The sequence below is a fragment of the Oceanobacter kriegii DSM 6294 genome, from assembly GCF_000422845.1.
GTDB classification, from domain to species: Bacteria; Pseudomonadota; Gammaproteobacteria; order Pseudomonadales; family Oceanobacteraceae; genus Oceanobacter; species Oceanobacter kriegii.
Genome location: NZ_AUGV01000004.1, coordinates 27956 through 45785 on the forward strand (window position 1 = coordinate 27956; position 17830 = coordinate 45785).

Annotated in this window: 9 protein-coding genes; 3 read left to right on the forward strand and 6 right to left on the reverse strand. The window is 55.3% G+C overall.

Going from position 1 to position 17830, the window contains the following annotated elements; genetic code table 11:
* Positions 1-10: 10 nt before the first annotated feature.
* The 3 genes from rne to G516_RS0103130 all read left to right on the forward strand — a co-directional run bounded on the left by rne (position 11) and on the right by G516_RS0103130 (position 8357).
* Positions 11-3481 carry a ribonuclease E gene (gene rne / locus G516_RS20810; protein WP_036534255.1) on the forward strand — a complete coding sequence of 1157 codons (3471 nt, stop codon included), beginning with the start codon at positions 11-13 and terminating at the stop codon, positions 3479-3481.
* A 320-nt stretch (positions 3482-3801) separates the two neighbouring features.
* Entirely contained in the window at positions 3802-4848 is a 1047-nt protein-coding gene (locus G516_RS0103125; protein ID WP_028292426.1) for an HD domain-containing phosphohydrolase, read from the forward strand.
* Positions 4849-4868: 20 nt separating this feature from the next.
* A complete protein-coding gene (locus tag G516_RS0103130) occupies positions 4869-8357 on the forward strand; it encodes an ATP-binding protein (RefSeq protein WP_028292427.1) in 3489 nt (1162 codons plus the stop codon).
* Positions 8358-8645: 288 nt separating this feature from the next.
* Here G516_RS0103130 and prpF read toward each other — a convergent pair whose 3' ends face one another.
* The 6 genes from prpF to G516_RS0103160 all read right to left on the reverse strand — a co-directional run bounded on the left by prpF (position 8646) and on the right by G516_RS0103160 (position 17753).
* Positions 8646-9845, reverse strand: a complete 1200-nt coding sequence (gene prpF / locus G516_RS0103135; protein ID WP_028292428.1) for a 2-methylaconitate cis-trans isomerase PrpF — start codon at positions 9843-9845, stop codon at positions 8646-8648.
* A 334-nt stretch (positions 9846-10179) separates the two neighbouring features.
* Positions 10180-12807: a Fe/S-dependent 2-methylisocitrate dehydratase AcnD gene (gene acnD / locus G516_RS0103140; RefSeq protein WP_028292429.1), complete on the reverse strand. Its 2628-nt coding sequence runs from the start codon at positions 12805-12807 to the stop codon at positions 10180-10182.
* Positions 12808-13239: 432 nt separating this feature from the next.
* The gene (gene prpC / locus G516_RS0103145; RefSeq protein ID WP_028292430.1) at positions 13240-14373 is read right to left on the reverse strand and encodes a bifunctional 2-methylcitrate synthase/citrate synthase; all 1134 of its coding nucleotides are present in this window, start codon (positions 14371-14373) and stop codon (positions 13240-13242) included.
* Between the two features lie 235 nt (positions 14374-14608).
* Positions 14609-15490, reverse strand: coding sequence for a methylisocitrate lyase (prpB, locus tag G516_RS0103150; protein ID WP_028292431.1), 882 nt, complete (start codon positions 15488-15490; stop codon positions 14609-14611).
* A 15-nt stretch (positions 15491-15505) separates the two neighbouring features.
* The gene (locus G516_RS0103155) at positions 15506-16168 is read right to left on the reverse strand and encodes a GntR family transcriptional regulator (RefSeq protein WP_036534260.1); all 663 of its coding nucleotides are present in this window, start codon (positions 16166-16168) and stop codon (positions 15506-15508) included.
* Between the two features lie 376 nt (positions 16169-16544).
* Positions 16545-17753: an MFS transporter gene (locus G516_RS0103160; RefSeq protein ID WP_036534264.1), complete on the reverse strand. Its 1209-nt coding sequence runs from the start codon at positions 17751-17753 to the stop codon at positions 16545-16547.
* Positions 17754-17830 lie beyond the last annotated feature (77 nt).

Sequence of the window (17830 nt, forward strand, 5' to 3'; positions counted from 1 at the left end):
CATGAAAAGAATGCTGATTAACGCAACTCAACCGGAAGAGTTGCGCGTAGCGCTGGTCGACGGCCAGAAACTGTACGATCTGGACATTGAATCCGGCTCCAGAGAGCAAAAGAAATCCAACGTTTACAAAGGCAAGATCACCCGCATCGAGCCTAGCCTCGAAGCCGCTTTTGTAGACTTCGGTGCAGAGCGTCATGGCTTCCTGCCACTGAAGGAAATCTCCCGCGAATACTTCCGCAAAGACCCGGGTCCAGGTCGCATCAACATCAAGGATGTGATCAAGGAAGGCCAGGAAATCATTGTTCAGGTTGACAAAGAAGAACGTGGTAACAAGGGCGCTGCCCTGACCACCCAGATCAGCCTGGCCGGTCGCTACCTGGTACTGATGCCAAACAACCCACGTGCCGGTGGTATTTCCCGTCGTATCGAAGGTGACGATCGTTCACAACTGCGCGATGCCATGAAGGAAATGACCATTCCGGACAAGATGGGCGTTATCGTCCGTACTGCCGGTATTGGCCGCACGGGTCAGGAACTGCAATCCGACCTAGACTACCTGCTGCGTTTGTGGGAAGCCGTACAGCGCGCTTACGACGAAGTGGCTGCGCCTCAACTGCTGCTGCAGGAAAGCAACGTCATCATCCGTGCTATCCGCGACTACCTGCGTCAGGACGTTGGTGAAGTACTGATCGACACCGATGCTGCCCACGCCGAAGCATTGGCGTTTGTTGAGCAGGTGATGCCGCAGTACGTCAACAAGTTCAAGCGTTACGAAGATACCGTACCGCTGTTCAACCGTTTCCAGATTGAGTCGCAGATCGAAAGCGCCTTCCAGCGTGAAGTGAAGCTGCCTTCCGGCGGTTCCATCGTCATCGACCCAACCGAAGCACTGGTGTCCATCGACATCAACTCTTCCCGTGCCACCAAAGGTTCCGATATTGAAGACACTGCCTTCAATACCAACCTCGAAGCGGCCGACGAAATTGCCCGCCAGCTGCGCCTGCGTGACATGGGTGGTCTGGTGGTTATCGACTTCATCGACATGCTGTCCAACAAGCACCAACGTGAAGTGGAAACCCGTCTGAAGAAAGCACTGGAAATGGACCGTGCTCGCATTCAGATTGGCCGCATTTCCCGCTTTGGTTTGATGGAAATGTCCCGTCAGCGTCTGCGTCCGTCACTGGAAGAAACCAGTGGCCACGTGTGCCCACGCTGTAGCGGTACTGGCGTTATCCGTGATGTTCAGTCCACCGGCTTGTCCATCCTGCGTCTGATTGAAGAAGAAGCCGCCAAGGAAAACACCGGACAGGTTCGTGCCATCGTACCTGTAGTGGTTGCCAGCTTCCTGCTGAACGAAAAACGCGCCCTGATCGAACAGATTGAGCGTCGTCACCACACTCGTGTGATGGTTCTGCCAAATCCGCAACTGGATACTCCGCACTTTGAAGTGCTGCGCTTGCGTCCGGACGATAGCCTGGTGGGTGAGATTTCCTACGAGCATCGCTTCGACGAAGCCGAGCCAGATTATGGCATCGACACCACCATTGCGCCTGCAAGCAAAGCTCAGGAAGCCGCTGTTAAAGGTGTGGTTCGCCCGGCAGCACAGCCTGTAGCCGAACAACCTGCGCCAAAACCGGCCGAAAAAGCCAGCCCTGCAGAATCCCAGGGCGTAATTGAAAAAGTCGCTGGTTTCCTGTCCAGCCTGTTCGGTGGCAACACCGAAGAAGAAAAGCCAGCAGCGGAATCCAAGCCTGCCAACAAGGCACGCAAGGAAGAAGGTCGCAGCAACAACGGTAACGGCAACAAGCGTGGCAATGGCCGCAACCGTCGCAACAACCGTGATCAGGACGAGAAGTCTGATAACCGTGGCAACCGTTCTGAACGTTCTTCCGAGCGTACTGACGACAGCGAAAGCGGTAACAACGAGAATGGTCGCAGCCGTAGCCGCAACCGTCGTCGTAACAACGATCGAAATAACGATCGCAGCAATGACCGTAACAACGACCGCGCCGAACGTGGCAACGACCGCAATAGCGAGCGTAATGCAGATCGTAAGGCCGATAGTCGCGAAGAGACCGGCAAAGACACCGACAGCAGCAACACTGAGAACACTCAGGAAGCTCGCTCCAACGGTCGTCGTCGCCCTCGCCGCGACCGCAGCAACGGCAGCACTGAGTTCCGTCGCGAAACACCAAAGCCAGGTGCGGAAGAAGGTGAGAACAAGCCAGTAGCAGCACCGGCAGCCAAGTCAGAAGACGCACAGGCAACTCAAGCCGCTGCAGCTGACAACAGCGGCCAGGACAACGCCGAAGAGCGCCCAGGTCGTCGTCGCCGTCGTCGTCGCAGCCGCAAGTCTGACAATGCGGAAGCCAGCAACTCAGAAACTGCAAATGCCGAAACCGTGAATGCTGACAATGCAAACACAGAAGCGGCAACTGAAGCGACTGAGAGCAAGGCCACTGAAGCAGCCAAGGTAGAAGAAGCGCCTGTAACTGAAACTGCAGCCGAAGCGACAGAAGCAACAGCTGAAGTAGCAGACACTGCAAAATCAGAAGAGCCAGCCGAAGCCAAGTCTGAAGAAGCGACTGCTTCTGCCGACGAAGCACAAGAAGGCAGCGCCAATGCTGAAGAAGCTAATGCTGAAAAGGCCGGCGCAGAAAAGGCAAATGCAGAAGAAGGCGACGAAGAGAAACCAACTCGCCGTCGTCGTCGCAGCCGTCGTCGCAAGTCAGCCGACAAGCAGGATGCTGATGCAAACGCTGAAGACACTGCGGTTACTGAGAGCGCGGCCGAAGCCCCAGCTACAGAAACCAAAGCAGACGAAGCTGCCACCAGCGAACCTGTTGCGGAAGCCGCCAAGGCCGATGCTCCTGTAGCGGAAGCCCAAGAAGCTTCAGAAGCAAAGGAAGCTGCAGCAGAAAAACCTGCTGAAGTAGCTACATCTGAGCCTGAAGCGAAAGCAGAAGCCGAAAAAGCAGAAGACGCCAAGCCAGAAGTTGAGGCAAAAGCCGACAACGAATCAGATACCGAAGAAGCGTCTTCTGGTCGCCGTCGTCGTCGCCGTGCCGGTGGTCGTGCACCTAACGACCCACGCAACTCAGGCAAAGCTGCTAAAGCTGAAAAGGCCAAAGCCCAGGTTGAAGCAGACCCTGTTGCCGAGGTTGTTGATGCTCAGGTAGCTGAAGTGGCCGAAGCAACCGCAGAAAGCGCAGCTGTTGAAAGCACTGCTGTCGAAACTGATGCTGCTCCACAAGCAGAAGCGCCTAAAGCAGACGCGGAAGCGTCGGTTGTCGAAACCAGCGAAACCCAGACTGCTGATACAGCTGAAGCCAACGAAAGCCTGACGGCACCTGCAGCAGAAGCTGCTTCTACAGACACCGAGGCTTCCGAAGCCCCAGCGACTGAAGCAGAATCAACTGAAAGCACAGAGGAAGCGTCTACCGAGGACAGCGAGAAATCCGATACTCGCACTCCTTCCTGATAGACACTGATCCAGTGTAAAAGCGGGCTTCGGCCCGCTTTTTTATTGCCTGCGTTCAAGCGCGCACCCCTCTTTCTTGGCCTCCTCTTTCTTAACCCCTTGGCCCAACCCCCTGCTTCCGCCCCTTTAAACCCCTCTGCCTTAATCTCTATTGGTCTTTGAGCGCACCGTCGCGCCTCATTCAAGCCAGTTCGATATACCTCAAAGATGTACTAAACTTTTCCTTTATGACTAAAGCTGCCAATAAACGCAGAGTAGTAGAAGATAAAAAACACAATGATTAAGCTGAACATCAGGACATTCTGATAGATGGGTCATCCATGGATAGAAATTGTCGAGTTCTGGTAGTAGACGACGTTGCTGATAACATCCGGGTTGCGATGAGCATTCTGCGAGAAGAAAGCTACGATTTGTCCTACGCCACATCCGGAGAGAAAGCCCAGCAACTACTGAAGTCGCAGGAGTTCGATCTGATCCTGCTCGACATTATGATGCCGGGCATCGACGGATTTGCGGTGTGTGAATTTATTCAGCAAGACCCTCGCCACAGCGACACACCGGTTATTTTCCTCACCGCCCGCTCAGACGTTGATGCCATTACTCGCGGCTTTAAAGCCGGCGCGGTCGATTACATCGTCAAACCATTTCACGCCGCCGAGTTGCTGGCTCGGGTTCGCACCCACCTCGAATTGCACGCATCCCGCAAACTGCTTCGGCAAAACAACCTCAGCCTGCAACGTAAGGTTAACCTGACCGAAAAGCGCATGATGACCGAGCTGGAACAAAGCCAGCTGGAAATGATTCACATGCTGACCGAACTGATGGAGTTCACCTCGGACGAAACCGGACGCCACATCAAACGAGTAGCAGAAATCTCCCGACTGCTGGCCTACCACGAGCCATCGCTTTCAAGCGAAGACGAAGACATCATCTTTCATGCCTCGCCAATGCACGATATTGGCAAGGTGTTTGTTCCCAAGGAAATCCTCAACAAGCCCGGCAAACTATCGCCCTCCGAGTACGAAATCATGAAAACGCACACGGAAAAGGCACATCAGTTTCTGCAAACCTCGTCACGCAAGGTGCTGAAAGCTGCCGACATCATCGCCTGGCAACATCACGAGCGCTGGGACGGCACTGGTTACCCGCGTGGGATCAGCGGCGCTGACATTCATATCTATGGCCGCATTGTCGCTATTGCCGATGTGTTCGACGCCCTCACGCACAAACGGGTGTACAAGGAAGCCTGGACCACCGACGACGCCATCCGCTACATCGAAGAAAACCGCGGTAGCCATTTCGACCCCGGCCTGGTGGATGTATTCCTTCAAAACGCCGACGAATTCATCGCCATCGTCAATCAATAATCCCGGAAAGGAATCCGCCCATGCGTCCGTTTGTTCTGCTGGTCTGGATGCTGCTGATGACCGCGTCCTGCGGCAGTCGTGCGTTTGAACTGAACGCTGAAGAGAAATACTGGGTCAGCACCCAGAAGACCATCACCGTCGGTGTACAGCGGGATCTCGCCCCTTACGACTTCGTGAACAGCAAAGGCGAACCCGATGGCTTTTCCCAAAACCTGCTGGGTGACATCCTCAAACGCGCTGGTTTAAACGTTAATTATGTGATGGCCGACTGGCCGGATTTGCTGGAAGCCAGCCGCAACGGCGAGGTAGACATTCTGGCCACCAGCGTGAAAAGCTGGTCTCTCAACAATGATCTGTTATTCAGCACCCCCTACATTCGCATGGGGATTTATCTGTTTGGCCACAGCGATCTGGTCGGCAGCAGCGAAACCTACCTGAGTAACCTGAAGCTCGCCATCGTCGAAAACCATCCGCTGACAGAACTGGTTCGTCGCCAATACCCAGGCATGACACTGGTAAAAACCGCCAACGTCAGTGAATCCATACAAATGGTTCTGGAAGGCAAAGCCGACTTGCTGATTGGTCCCTACCCTGCGGTTCATTATGTGCTGGGCCAGCAAGGCGTTCTGAACATCAAACCGCTGAAGTCCTTCACCGCCGAAGATTTCCGCATGGCGGTACCGATGAACATGCCCATTCTGCGCGACATCCTCAACGACGCGCTGGCGGATTACAGCCGCACCGACATGGACCAGCGCATGCAGCTTTGGATACCGGATCAAAACGGCATCAATCAGGACATTATCCTGTCACTCAGTGAAGTGGAGTGGCTCAAGGCAAACCCCACCATCAGTGTCAGCGGCCCATCAATGCCGCCTGTTTACTTTGTTGAAAACGACCAGCTCGACGGTTTGGCTGGCGAATATCTGGGCCAGGCCGAACAAAGCCTGGGCGTGCATTTTGTACCCAGCGATGGCAACCGTTCCGTGGTGGTCGTTGATGACGTCAACTCGTTCCCTTTCCGTGAGTATTACGAACCGCTCACCACGCTCTTGACGACACCTCTGGTGATCCTGAAAACCCAAGGATCAGACTTTGTTGGTGATCTGCAATCGCTGGAAAACCTCACCATAGGCGTACCCGAAGCCGCCAGCTACCAATACACCCTGCGCGACAAGGTGCCGAATAGCGTCATCACCCCATTCGACAGTTATCAGGCGGGGCTCGACCTGCTGGAAGGGGGTGAACTCGATGCCATTGCCCTGCCCCTGATCACCGCCAATCACCTGCTTCGTGTCGACAACCACCGCAACATCAAGGTCGTCGGCAAGACCGGCATCCTGATCAAACCAACCATTATGATCAGCCGCCAGTCACCGCAGCTGCGTACCGCGATTGAGAGCGCCAACATATCCATCAGCGAATCCGAACGTCTGAAGGTGCTGCAACAATGGACCGACGTTGAGTTTGCCGAAAAGGTCGACTACACCCTGCTGGTTCAAATTGCGGTGATCTTTGTGTTGTACGTGGCAGCCAGCCTGCATTGGAACCGCAAGCTGGCCCGAGAAGTGGATCAGCGCAAACAAGCCGAGATGCAGCTGCAAACCGAACGCGATAACTTCAAGGCGCTGTTCAAGGAAGCCACCGAGTGCAACATGATATTCCTGTTTGGGGAGTGCATCGCCTTTAACCACGCCGCCGAGCAGCTGTTCGGGCGGGCGGGTCCAGATGCTCTGAAAGGCTGCCGTCTGGAAGACCTTGCACCATCATTACAACCCGGTGGCATGGACACCCAAGAGCTTTTGTTGCGCGCTTTTTCAGTCTGCTTGAACGCAGGCAACCATCAGTTTGAACTGATGGTCTGCAACAGCGACGGCAATAAGCTGTGGGTCGACATTTCACTGACCAAAATCCTGCTGGAAGGCAAACCCGCCGTTTATGCTGTGTTCCGCAACATCACCGAGTCCAAACGACTGACATCAGAGTTGGCCCGCGCCAAGGAAGCAGCCGAAGTAGCCAACCGGGCAAAATCCACCTTCCTGGCCAATATGAGCCATGAAATCCGCACGCCGATGAACGCCATCATTGGCTTTACCGAACTGCTCAGTGAACAACTCGACAAGCCACGCCTGCGTACATACGTCGATACCGTACACAAAGCAGGTGAGTCGCTATTGCAGCTGATTAACGACATTCTGGATCTGTCCAAAATTGAATCCGGCAAACTGGAAATTCGTACTGCACCCACCAGCATCAATCACCTGGTGGACGAGATTGCTGAGTTTTTCTCGCTGACGACCACCTCCAAAGGGCTGGATCTGGTGGTCAACACCGATCCCGGTCTGCCCAGAGCCGTCTTGGTGGATAACATTCGCTTGCGTCAGGTATTGATCAACCTGGTCGGCAACGCCGTCAAATTCACCGCCGAAGGGCACATCGCCATTGAAACCAAAATTCTTCACATTGACGATCACCTATCCAAAGTCGGGCTCGAAATTCGGGTCTGCGATACTGGCATTGGCATCTCCGAACACGATCAGCAGCTGATTTTTGGTGAATTCGAACAACTGGTCGACAAACAAGCCAACGATGCCAGTGGCACCGGACTGGGCCTTGCCATTTCCAAACGACTGGTAGAGATGATGAATGGGGTGATTTCGGTTGAAAGCACGCCGGGAGAAGGCGCCTGCTTTATCGTCAGGCTGCCAGCGCTGGATATCGCCAGCATCGACATGGCCGACGCCATCGACCGCGCCGCCACACCAGCCGCCGAAACCGTCGGTATTTTTACCTCCTGCAGCGTGATGGTGGTCGACGACATCAGCAACAATCGGGAGCTGATCAAACAGATTTTTGACCAGTCCTCCGTTCGGATCATCGAAGCCGAGGACGGCCAGCAAGCCGTGGACATTTTGGGGCGTAATGCACAAGAAGTTGATGCCGTATTGATGGACATACGAATGCCCGTGATGGACGGCTATGAAGCCACTCGCCAGATACGCGCCAAGCACCCGGATTTACCCGTAATTGCCCTCACCGCCTCGGTGGTCAACAACCCGGAAGACCCGGGCCAGCTGGCCATGTTCAACGGCCATTTACGCAAACCCGTATTGCGGCGTGAGCTGGTATCCATGCTGAAGCCCTGGCTACCGCACCAGTCCGTCGATAGCCCAACCATCAGACCGGGGCATTCCGCGGGATCATCAGCGGGCAAGCCGACTGACAGACTTGGCAATACCGGTAGCAGCAATACAGGTGGCGATACCGGCAGTAGCACCCCGGAACAACGCGGTAAGCTGGCCCAGCAGCTGGCGCCGATGTTCAAAAAAGCCAACACCACCCAAAGTCTGGACGACACCAAAGCCTTTGCCGAACAGCTCATTGACCTGTCTGAAAAAGACCAACTGGTTGAATTTCAGGAAATTGGTATCAACCTGCTGGCGGCGATTGATACCTTCGACATCATGCTGATTGAGACCTTAATGGAGCGGTATAAGTCGGCGCTGTGAACAGCCATCAGGCCACTTATTCCGCCTCGGATATAGGGACCCTCTGAATAACTCGGTGCCCGCTCTGGATGACAAGGCGAAGCTGAATCACGAAGCTGATTTGCAGGCCTGACGGGTCAAGTCAAAAATCAGCGACACAGAGTCAGCAATGCCCTGTCATCCCCGTAGGGCGCGGCCTGCAGACTGCCAGAACGGTGTTGGCGAATTTGGAAAGGACAAGTCATTTCACTGCATTCGCCGCCTTGTTCTGACAACCTGCAGGACTCACGCAGAGCAGTGCAGAGTTATTCAGAGGGTCCCTAGCTCGCCGGGTACGCGCACCCAGCCTTCCATCATCACTCGTGCACTTCGGCTCATGACCGCCTTGGTGGCAGTCCAATCGCCGTCGACCAGACGAGCTTCCGCCCCGACTTTCAAGGTGCCGGATGGATGACCAAAGGTAACGGACGTTCGATCACCGCCACCAGCCGCCAGATTCACTAGAGTCCCCGGAACCGCTGCCGCCGTGGCAATCGCCACAGATGCTGTGCCCATCATGGCGTGGTGCAACTTACCCATCGACAGCGCCCGCACACACACATCAATATCAGCCTCGGCAATGTCCTTACCGCTCGATGAGGTATACGCCTTCGCTGGCGCAACAAAAGCAATTTTGGGCGTGTGCTGACGGGTTTTGGCTTCGTCCAATTCCTTGATCAAACCCATTTTAATGGCCCCATGAGCACGCACGTGTTCAAACCAGGCCAAGGCTTCGGCGTTGCTGTTGAGGTCTTTTTGCAACTCGGTGCCGCTATAACCGATATCCGCTGCATTCAGGAAGATGGTCGGGATACCGGCATTGATCATGGTCGCCTGATAACTCGCTGCGGGCTTGTCGCCAAAGGCCGGTACTTCCAGCTGATCAACCACATTGCCGGTTGGGAACATGGAGCCCTCGCCATCGGCCGGGTCCATAAATTCAATCACGACTTCCGCTGCTGGAAAGGTCACACCGTCCAGCTCAAAGTCGCCGGTTTCCTGCACTTCGCCATTGGTAATTGGCACATGAGCGACAATGGTTTTACTGATGTTTTTCTGCCAAATATGTACGGTGCAAATGCCGTTTTGCGGGATTTTCTCAGCGGCGACGTAGCCCGACATAATGGCAAATGCACCCACCGCCGCCGTCAGATTGCCGCAGTTACCCGACCAGTCGACAAAGGGTTTGTCGATGGCCACCTGACCGAACAGATAGTCAACGTCGTGTCCTGCCACGCTCGGACGATCCACAATCACCGTCTTCGACGTGCTGGACGACGCATTGCCCATCCCATCAATCTGTTGGCCGTACGGGTCCGGGCTACCGACCACCCGCATCAGAATCGCATCACGTATCGCCCCTGGTTGCTGGGCTGCCTCAGGCAGATCTTCACGACGGAAAAACACGCCTTTGGAAGTACCGCCACGAATGTAAGTCGCCGGGATTTTTATTTGAGGAAGATGAGCCATGGTTTATACCTTTTTCGTCGGGCGCCAAAAACGATACGCCGACGTAATTTCCGTAGGTTGGGCCCCGCCCAACAGAAGATGGGCCGGGCCCATCCTACAATTCATCGTAGGTCGAATAAGCGAAGCGCCATCCGACTCACCCTTCGTAGGTCGAATAAGCGAAGCGCCATCCGACTCTCCCTTCGTAGGGTGTGCACCGCGCACCACAAGCGCCTTTTCGCAGGCAAGCCAGCTCCTACGTTCCAGACCCATGAACACGGATCACCCTGCAATTTCACCGTAGGCCGAATAAGCGAAGCGCCATCCGACCCCAGACGCCCAGCTGTAGATAGCTTCAGGCCCCTTGCAGAAAATCGCGGGCGAACTTCTGCAATACCCCACCGGCCTTGTACACCTCGACTTCTGCCGCAGTATCCAGACGGCAGGTAACACCCACTTCCACCATTTCACCTTCGTGGCCAAGCGAGGTGCGGGTAATCACCAGCGTTAACTCGCCACGAGGGGCAACATCGCCAATGATGCTGTAGGTTTCAGTGCCGTCGAGTTCCAGCGTATGGCGGTTGATGCCTTCGTGGAACTGCACCGGCAACACACCCATACCGATCAGGTTGGTACGGTGAATACGTTCGAAGCCTTCCGCCACAATCACTTCAACACCCGCCAGGCGCACGCCTTTGGCAGCCCAGTCACGGGAAGAGCCCTGACCGTAATCCGCACCAGCAACAATGATCAGGTTCTGACGGCGATTCATGTAGGTTTCGATGGCTTCCCACATGCGCATTTGCTCGCTGTCCGGTTCAACCCGAGCCAGCGATCCCTGAATCACATTGCCCTGGCTATCGCGACACATTTCGTTCATCAGTTTCGGGTTCGCCAAGGTCGCGCGTTGGGCGGTCAAATGGTCACCACGGTGGGTGGCGTAGGAGTTAAAGTCTTCTTCCGGCAGACCCATCTTGTGCAGGTATTCGCCCGCTGCGCTGTTCATCAGAATGGCGTTCGATGGCGACAGGTGATCCGTGGTGATGTTGTCTGGCAAAATCGCCAGTGGACGCATGTTAGTCAGTGTGCGGTCGCCGGCCAAAGCGCCCTCCCAATAGGGCGGTCTTCGGATATAGGTGGACTGCTCACGCCAGGCGTACAGCGGGCTTTCAGCCTGCTCTTTTTCACCCAGATCGAACATCGGGATATACACCTGTTTGAACTGCTCTGGCTTGACGCTGGCGGCAACAATGGCGTCGATTTCTTCATCCGACGGCCACAGATCTTTGAGGGTGATTTCCTTGGCCTCTCCATCCACCTCAACAGTAGCCAGAACGTCCTGCTCGATATCAAAACGTACAGTACCGGCAATGGCGTAAGCCACAACCAATGGCGGCGAAGCCAGAAACGCTTGCTTGGCATACGGATGAATACGGCCATCGAAGTTACGGTTACCGGACAGTACAGCGGTGGAATACAGGTCGCGGTCGATAATCTCCTGCTGAATCGCCGGGTCCAAAGCACCGGACATACCATTACAGGTGGTACAGGCGTAGGCGACGATACCGAATCCGAGTTTTTCCAACTCAGGCAGCAAGCCGGATTCTTCCAGATACAGTTTGGCGACCTTGGAGCCAGGAGCAAACGAGGTCTTTACCCATGGCTTACGCACCAGCCCCAGTTCGTTGGCTTTTTTGGCCAACAGGCCAGCAGCCACGACGTTGCGCGGGTTGGAAGTATTGGTGCAGGAAGTGATCGCAGCGATGATCACAGCGCCATCCGGCATCAGGCCATCCGCTTCGTGTTGTTTGGCTTCGGTAAGCTTTTGAGCATCAGCAATACCACGCTCACCCAGCGCCGTGGTTGGCAGACGGCGATGAGGGTTGGATGGGCCGGCCATATTGCGCACGACGGTCGACAGATCGAATTCCAGCACACGTTCGTACTCGGCAGCTTCAAGGGCCGTCGCCCACAGGCCGGTCTCTTTGGCGTATTGCTCTACCAAAGCCACTTGCTCAGGTTCACGACCCGTCAGCTTCAGGTAATCGATGGTTTGTTCATCGATGTAGAACATGGCCGCCGTGGCACCAAATTCCGGTGTCATATTGGAAATGGTGGCACGGTCCCCTACAGACAGGCTGTTAGCTCCCTCACCGAAGAATTCCACGTAAGCCCCTACCACCCGTTCGGCACGCAGAAACTCGGTCAACGCCAGTACGATGTCGGTGGCTGTAATGCCCGGCTGGCGCTTGCCAGTCAGTTTCACACCGACGATATCCGGCAGACGCATCATCGACGGATGGCCTAGCATCACGGTTTCGGCTTCCAGACCACCCACACCAACGGAAATTACGCCCAGGGCATCAACATGTGGGGTGTGAGAGTCGGTACCAACGCAAGTGTCCGGAAACGCCACGCCTTCGCGTGATTGCACGACCGGTGACATTTTCTCCAGATTGATCTGGTGCATGATGCCGTTACCCGCCGGAATCACATCGACGTTTTCAAATGCGGTTTTGGTCCACTCAATAAAGTGGAAACGGTCTTCATTGCGACGGTCTTCAATGGCGCGGTTCTTCTCAAAGGCATCCGGATCAAAACCCGGTGCTTCCACCGCTAACGAGTGATCGACGATCAGCTGGGTTGGCACCACTGGATTCACTTTGGACGGATCACCGCCCTGCTCGGCAATGGCATCCCGCAAGCCCGCCAAATCCACCAGCGCGGTTTGGCCAAGGATGTCGTGGCAGACCACACGGGCCGGATACCACGGAAAATCGAGATCACGCTTGCGCTCAATCAGCTGGCCCAGTGCGTCGTTAAGCAGCTCGGGCTCACACTTGCGCACCAGCTGTTCGGCCAGAATACGGGAGGTGTATGGCAGGCCGTCATACGAGCTTGGCTCGATGGCTTCGACCGCGGCGCGGGTATCGAAGTAGTCGAGGTCGGTACCGGCAAGCGGTTTACGGAAATTGCTGTTCATGGTGATCTCTCTTCTGGTCGCTTTGATCTCTCCGTTGGGTGGTTGGAGAGTGCCAGTCATCATTTTTTATTGATGGGCGCGAGCGCCCATCCTATGGCAATTGTTCTGGGTAACGGGTTCTGGAAGTCGAAGAGCCTATGACCTTCTGGGGAACTTATCCCCGGCCTTGCGTATACCGATCGCGCATTCGGCGAACCGTTTTTCGCAAATGCGTGCAGGACGAGAAAACATGGATGTTTTCTCAGCTCAGTTGAGGCAGGGATGCCGAATCTGAGCGAGTCCGTCGCGAGCATGCAGCAAAAAACGAATCCGTGAGCCGTCAGCGCAAGGCGGGGGCTTGCCCGTCCGGCCCGGGGGTAAGACCCCCGAAGAGGACATCAGGACATGAATGCCTACACCGCCTTTTGATATCGCCATGCTCAAGAGCGGCTATTAACCGCGCTCTTCAATCGGCACCCACGCGGCACTTTCAGGGCCAGTGTAGTCCGCCGATGGACGAATAATGCGGTTGTTAGCGCGCTGCTCTAACACGTGTGCACACCAGCCTGAAGCCCGTGAACAAACAAAAATCGGCGTGAACAACTTGGTTGGAATGCCCATAAAGTGATACGCCGAGGCGTGGAAGAAGTCGGCGTTACAGAACAGCTTTTTCTCGCGCCACATCACGGCTTCGACACGCTCTGAAACGGCGTACAGGTGTTCATCCCCCACATTCTCAGAGAGCTTTTTCGACCATTCCTTGATGATGGCGTTACGCGGGTCAGACTCACGGTAGATGGCGTGGCCAAAACCCATGATCTTGTCCTTGCGAGCCAGCATCCCCATGATCTTATCTTCAGCTTCATCGGCAGAGCGCCAATCCTGAATCATCGCCATCGCGGCTTCGTTAGCGCCGCCATGCAGGGGGCCACGCAGGGAGCCAATAGCACCGGTGACGCAGCTGTGAATGTCCGACAAGGTCGACGCACACACACGGGCGGTGAAGGTCGATGCGTTGAATTCGTGCTCGGCGTAGAGGATCAGCGAGGCGTGCATTACGTCTACGTGCAGCGGCTCGGGCTTCTTGTTATGCAAGGTCCAGAGGAACTGTTCGGCGATGGAATCCGCCTCGGTTTCAACCTCGACGCGCAAGCCATCGTTATGGGTAAAGTTGTACCAGTAATTGATCATGCCCGGGAAAACCGCCAGCATGCGGTCGATTTTGTCTTGGGCTTCAGAGAAGTCTTTTTCTTCTTCCAGATTACCCAGCATGGAAGCGCCGGTACGCATAACGTCCATTGGGTGGGCGTCGGCCGGAATCTGTTCCAGCACGGTTTTCAGTGCGGCGGGCAATGCACGCATGCCTTTCAGGCGTGCTTTGTAGGCGCTCAGCTCGGTCTGGTTGGGCAATTTGCCGTATAACAGTAGATAGGCAACCTCTTCAAATTGGGCGTTGTCGGCCAACTCCTTGATGTCGTAGCCACGGTAAGTCAGGCCAGCGCCGGTTTTGCCGACGGTGCATAAGGCGGTTTCACCTGCGGATTGGCCACGCAGGCCAGCGCCTGCCAGTTTTTTTGCTTCAGCCATGTCACGTTCTCCGTTGTTTATATGCCGGCTGAAGCCCCTGACTCGCTGTCTGACGCAGCGTTTTGGGGAGTCTTTTCTACCTGGCCGGTGCAAACTTGCAACCAGGTTGGCAGTGGGACTTCAGCCAACTTGTTGTTTTACGGTTCATCGGTGTTGCCGCTTGCCGTTTTACGGCGTTGCCGATGATTGCACCAGTGGGCCTTGGTCGACCCTCTGATGACTTGCAAAGCAGTGATTATTTGTTTTTGCCTTCCTTGAACAAGGCATCCAGCTTTTCTTCAAAGTCGTGGTAGTTCAGAAAATCGTACAACTCCATACGGGTCTGCATGGTGTCGACCACGGCTTTCTGGTCACCGTCCGCCAGAATATGTTCGAACACGTTCAAGGCCGCCTTGTTAGCCGCGCGAAACGCCGACAGCGGGTACAGCACCATGGTGGCACCGTGTTCAGCCAATTCGTTTTTATTGAACAACGGCGTCGCACCAAATTCGGTAATGTTGGCCAGCAAGTGCGCCCCACCAATGCCATCCGCGAACGCCTGATAGTCTTCAAGGGTATGCACGGCTTCGGCGAAAATGCCGTCGGCACCGGCTTCCAGACATGCCTGGGCACGTTCTACAGCAGCGTTCAGACCTTCTTGCTGAAAGGCATCGGTACGGGCAATCACAAAGAAGTCGCTGTCGGTTTTGGCGTCTACCGCGGCTTTAACGCGATCCACCATCTCTTCCAGGGAGACGATTTCCTTGTTCGGGCGATGGCCGCAACGCTTTTGCGCCACCTGATCTTCCAGGTGCACCGCCGCCGCACCGGCCTTGATCATTTCCTTGATGGTGCGGCCGATGTTAAAAGCACCACCCCAGCCGGTATCGATATCCACCAGCAGCGGGGTTTCAACTGCACTGCTGATACGACGAACGTCTTCCAGCACATCGTTCATGGTCGTCATGCCCAGATCCGGCAAACCGTACGAATGATTGGCCACGCCACCGCCCGAAAGATAGACAGCCTGATGACCGACACGCTCGGCCATCATGGCGTGATAGGCATTGGTGGTGCCGACAATTTGCAGCGGTTTGTTGTTCGCCAGCGCCTGACGGAATTTCTGACCCGGAGTCATACGACCCTCCTTTTCTTATGCTTGCGACTGTTCCAACAGGAATTCAAGGTTCTGCAGCGACGTCTGAATATGGCGTCGCATCAGCAGCTCAGCGAGCTCCGCATCGCGGGCGGCAATGGCCTCGACAATGCGTTGGTGTTCTTGCAGTGCCTGCAACGGCCGTTTCTCACTGGTGCTGGTTTGATAGCGATACATACGCACCAGGTGATACAGCTCACCGCACAACATCTGATGCAGGCGTTCGTTCTTGCTGCCACGAATCAACCGATAGTGCAGATCCAGATCACCGGCTTTTTGGTAATAGGCCATGCCCTGCTCGGCTTCGATGGAATCTTCGTGGTTTTTCAGCAGCTGTTGCAGTTCGGCGATTTCATCGTCGGTCATGCGCTCGGCCGCCAATCGGCAGGCCATGCTTTCCAGCTCGACCCGCACCTCATAAATATCGCGCAGCTCAGCCAACGACAGAGACACTACCCGGGCACCGGCATGGGGAATACGCACCACCAAATGGCGGGCTTCCAGTTTCTGGATGGCTTCACGCATAGGCGCCCGACTGCCGCCGTATTTCTCCACCAGCATCTGTTCCGAAATACGCTCACCCGGCTTGCGCTCACCCCGAACAATCTCGGTGGTGACGTCGGCAAAGACTTTTTCAGCAAGCGTTTGGGTTTCAGTCATGGATGATGCTCTCGACAGGCGTTCGCCCTGTTTGTCTACAATCTTGTTATGGGTAGTCACAATATTGGCCTTTCAAACCGTTTTCAATCGACCTTGGTTGTAGATTGTATACAAAATAGAAACCCGAGCGTACAAAAGGCAGGTTAAGCAGGAATGCCAAGCAGGTTTGTATACGAAGTGAAGTGGAGAGGATGGAGTTGGGGCCAGAGGTCAACCGAGTTGTGGGAGAGAGCTTGCTCTCGATGCCCCTGTTCGGGAATAAATTCCCTCCTACAGATGTAGGTTGGGCCCTGCCCAACAGAAGATGGGCGGGGCCCAACCTGCGAATCAGGTGTTTCGTTGGGTGCGAGATGCCTACCCAACGAAAGGTTAACCTTTAGCCAACCGCTACCGCTTCTTTGTTGAGATGGCGGTCGGCGTACCAGAACACCGCCAATGCCACGACGGCTGTCGCTGCGCCAATATAACCGGTTGAGGTCCAGCCCAGGCCTGCGGAAATCGCCATACCACCAAACCATGGGCCAATGGCATTGGCAACGTTGAAAGCAGACTGGTTGGACGCTGCCGCCAGTGTTTGTGCTTCACCAGCAATGTCCATCAGGTGGGTTTGCAGCGGTGCAGACAGACTTACCATGGTGCCGATCACGACGCAGCTAGCCAGTACCGCTGGCAGCGATTGCGCGGTAAACGGAAACACTAGCAATACCAATGCACTCCACAGCAAAATCCATCCGACGGCTTTAAAGCCCAGCTTGTCGAACAGCCAGCCACCAGCCTGGTTGCCAACAATGCCTCCCAAACCGAATGCCGCCATAGCGACTGGAATCCAGCCATCCTGGGCCTTGGTAACGTACTGCAAGGTGGGCGCAATGTAGCTGAACACACAGAACATGCCGGAGAAACCAATCGAGCCGATCAACAGCGACAGCCAAACGTTCGTGCGGTTGAAGTCGTGCATTTCCTTGGCCGGATTACTGCGCTTCTCGGTTGGGTTGGGTGGCAAAAACACAAAGATCATCACTACGGTCAGGATCGCGATCGCTGCCACAAAGCCAAAAGCCAGTCGCCAGCTCATAACCTGCCCTACCCAGCTTGAGAGCGGGTTGCCAATCAACATCGCCACCGTAAGACCCGTCAGTACCGATGCAACCGCCTTGGCACGCTTTTCAGGCCCAACCAAAGATGCAGCCACTAAAGACGCAACGCCGAAATAAGCACCGTGAGGCAAACCGGCAATAAAGCGGAAAATCATCAGTGTTTGGTAATCCCCTGCCAGCGCACTGGCTGTGTTGCCCGCCGCAAAACACAGCATCAGGATTAACAGCAGGGTTCGACGCTTGAATCTGGCCCCCATGAAAGCCACCAACGGCGCACCTACCACGACGCCAAGAGCGTACGCACTGATCAAATGCCCCACCATGGGTTCTGATACGCCAAGGTCACTGGCCATAAAGGGCATCAGGCCCATGGTGGCGAACTCGCCGGTGCCAATGCCAAAGCCCCCCATGGTCAATGCCAGCAAAATCAAACCAACAGCCAGCGGGCTCAACGCCTTGATCGGGTTGGTAGCCGTATCAGCAGTCATAGTTACCTCAAACGAGTAAAAGGATGTAAACGGCGCGCAGCATGAGGCCGGGACGGTTGCAACGCTACAGCGGCGTT

Coding starts and splice junctions, on each gene's coding strand:
- rne (WP_036534255.1), top strand. CDS start 11: ATGCTGATTAACGCAACTCAACCGGAAGAGTTGCGCGTAGCGCTGGTC.
- G516_RS0103125 (WP_028292426.1), top strand. CDS start 3,802: ATGGATAGAAATTGTCGAGTTCTGGTAGTAGACGACGTTGCTGATAAC.
- G516_RS0103130 (WP_028292427.1), top strand. CDS start 4,869: ATGCGTCCGTTTGTTCTGCTGGTCTGGATGCTGCTGATGACCGCGTCC.
- prpF (WP_028292428.1), bottom strand. CDS start 9,845: ATGGCTCATCTTCCTCAAATAAAAATCCCGGCGACTTACATTCGTGGC.
- acnD (WP_028292429.1), bottom strand. CDS start 12,807: ATGAACAGCAATTTCCGTAAACCGCTTGCCGGTACCGACCTCGACTAC.
- prpC (WP_028292430.1), bottom strand. CDS start 14,373: ATGGCTGAAGCAAAAAAACTGGCAGGCGCTGGCCTGCGTGGCCAATCC.
- prpB (WP_028292431.1), bottom strand. CDS start 15,490: ATGACTCCGGGTCAGAAATTCCGTCAGGCGCTGGCGAACAACAAACCG.
- G516_RS0103155 (WP_036534260.1), bottom strand. CDS start 16,168: ATGACTGAAACCCAAACGCTTGCTGAAAAAGTCTTTGCCGACGTCACC.
- G516_RS0103160 (WP_036534264.1), bottom strand. CDS start 17,753: ATGACTGCTGATACGGCTACCAACCCGATCAAGGCGTTGAGCCCGCTG.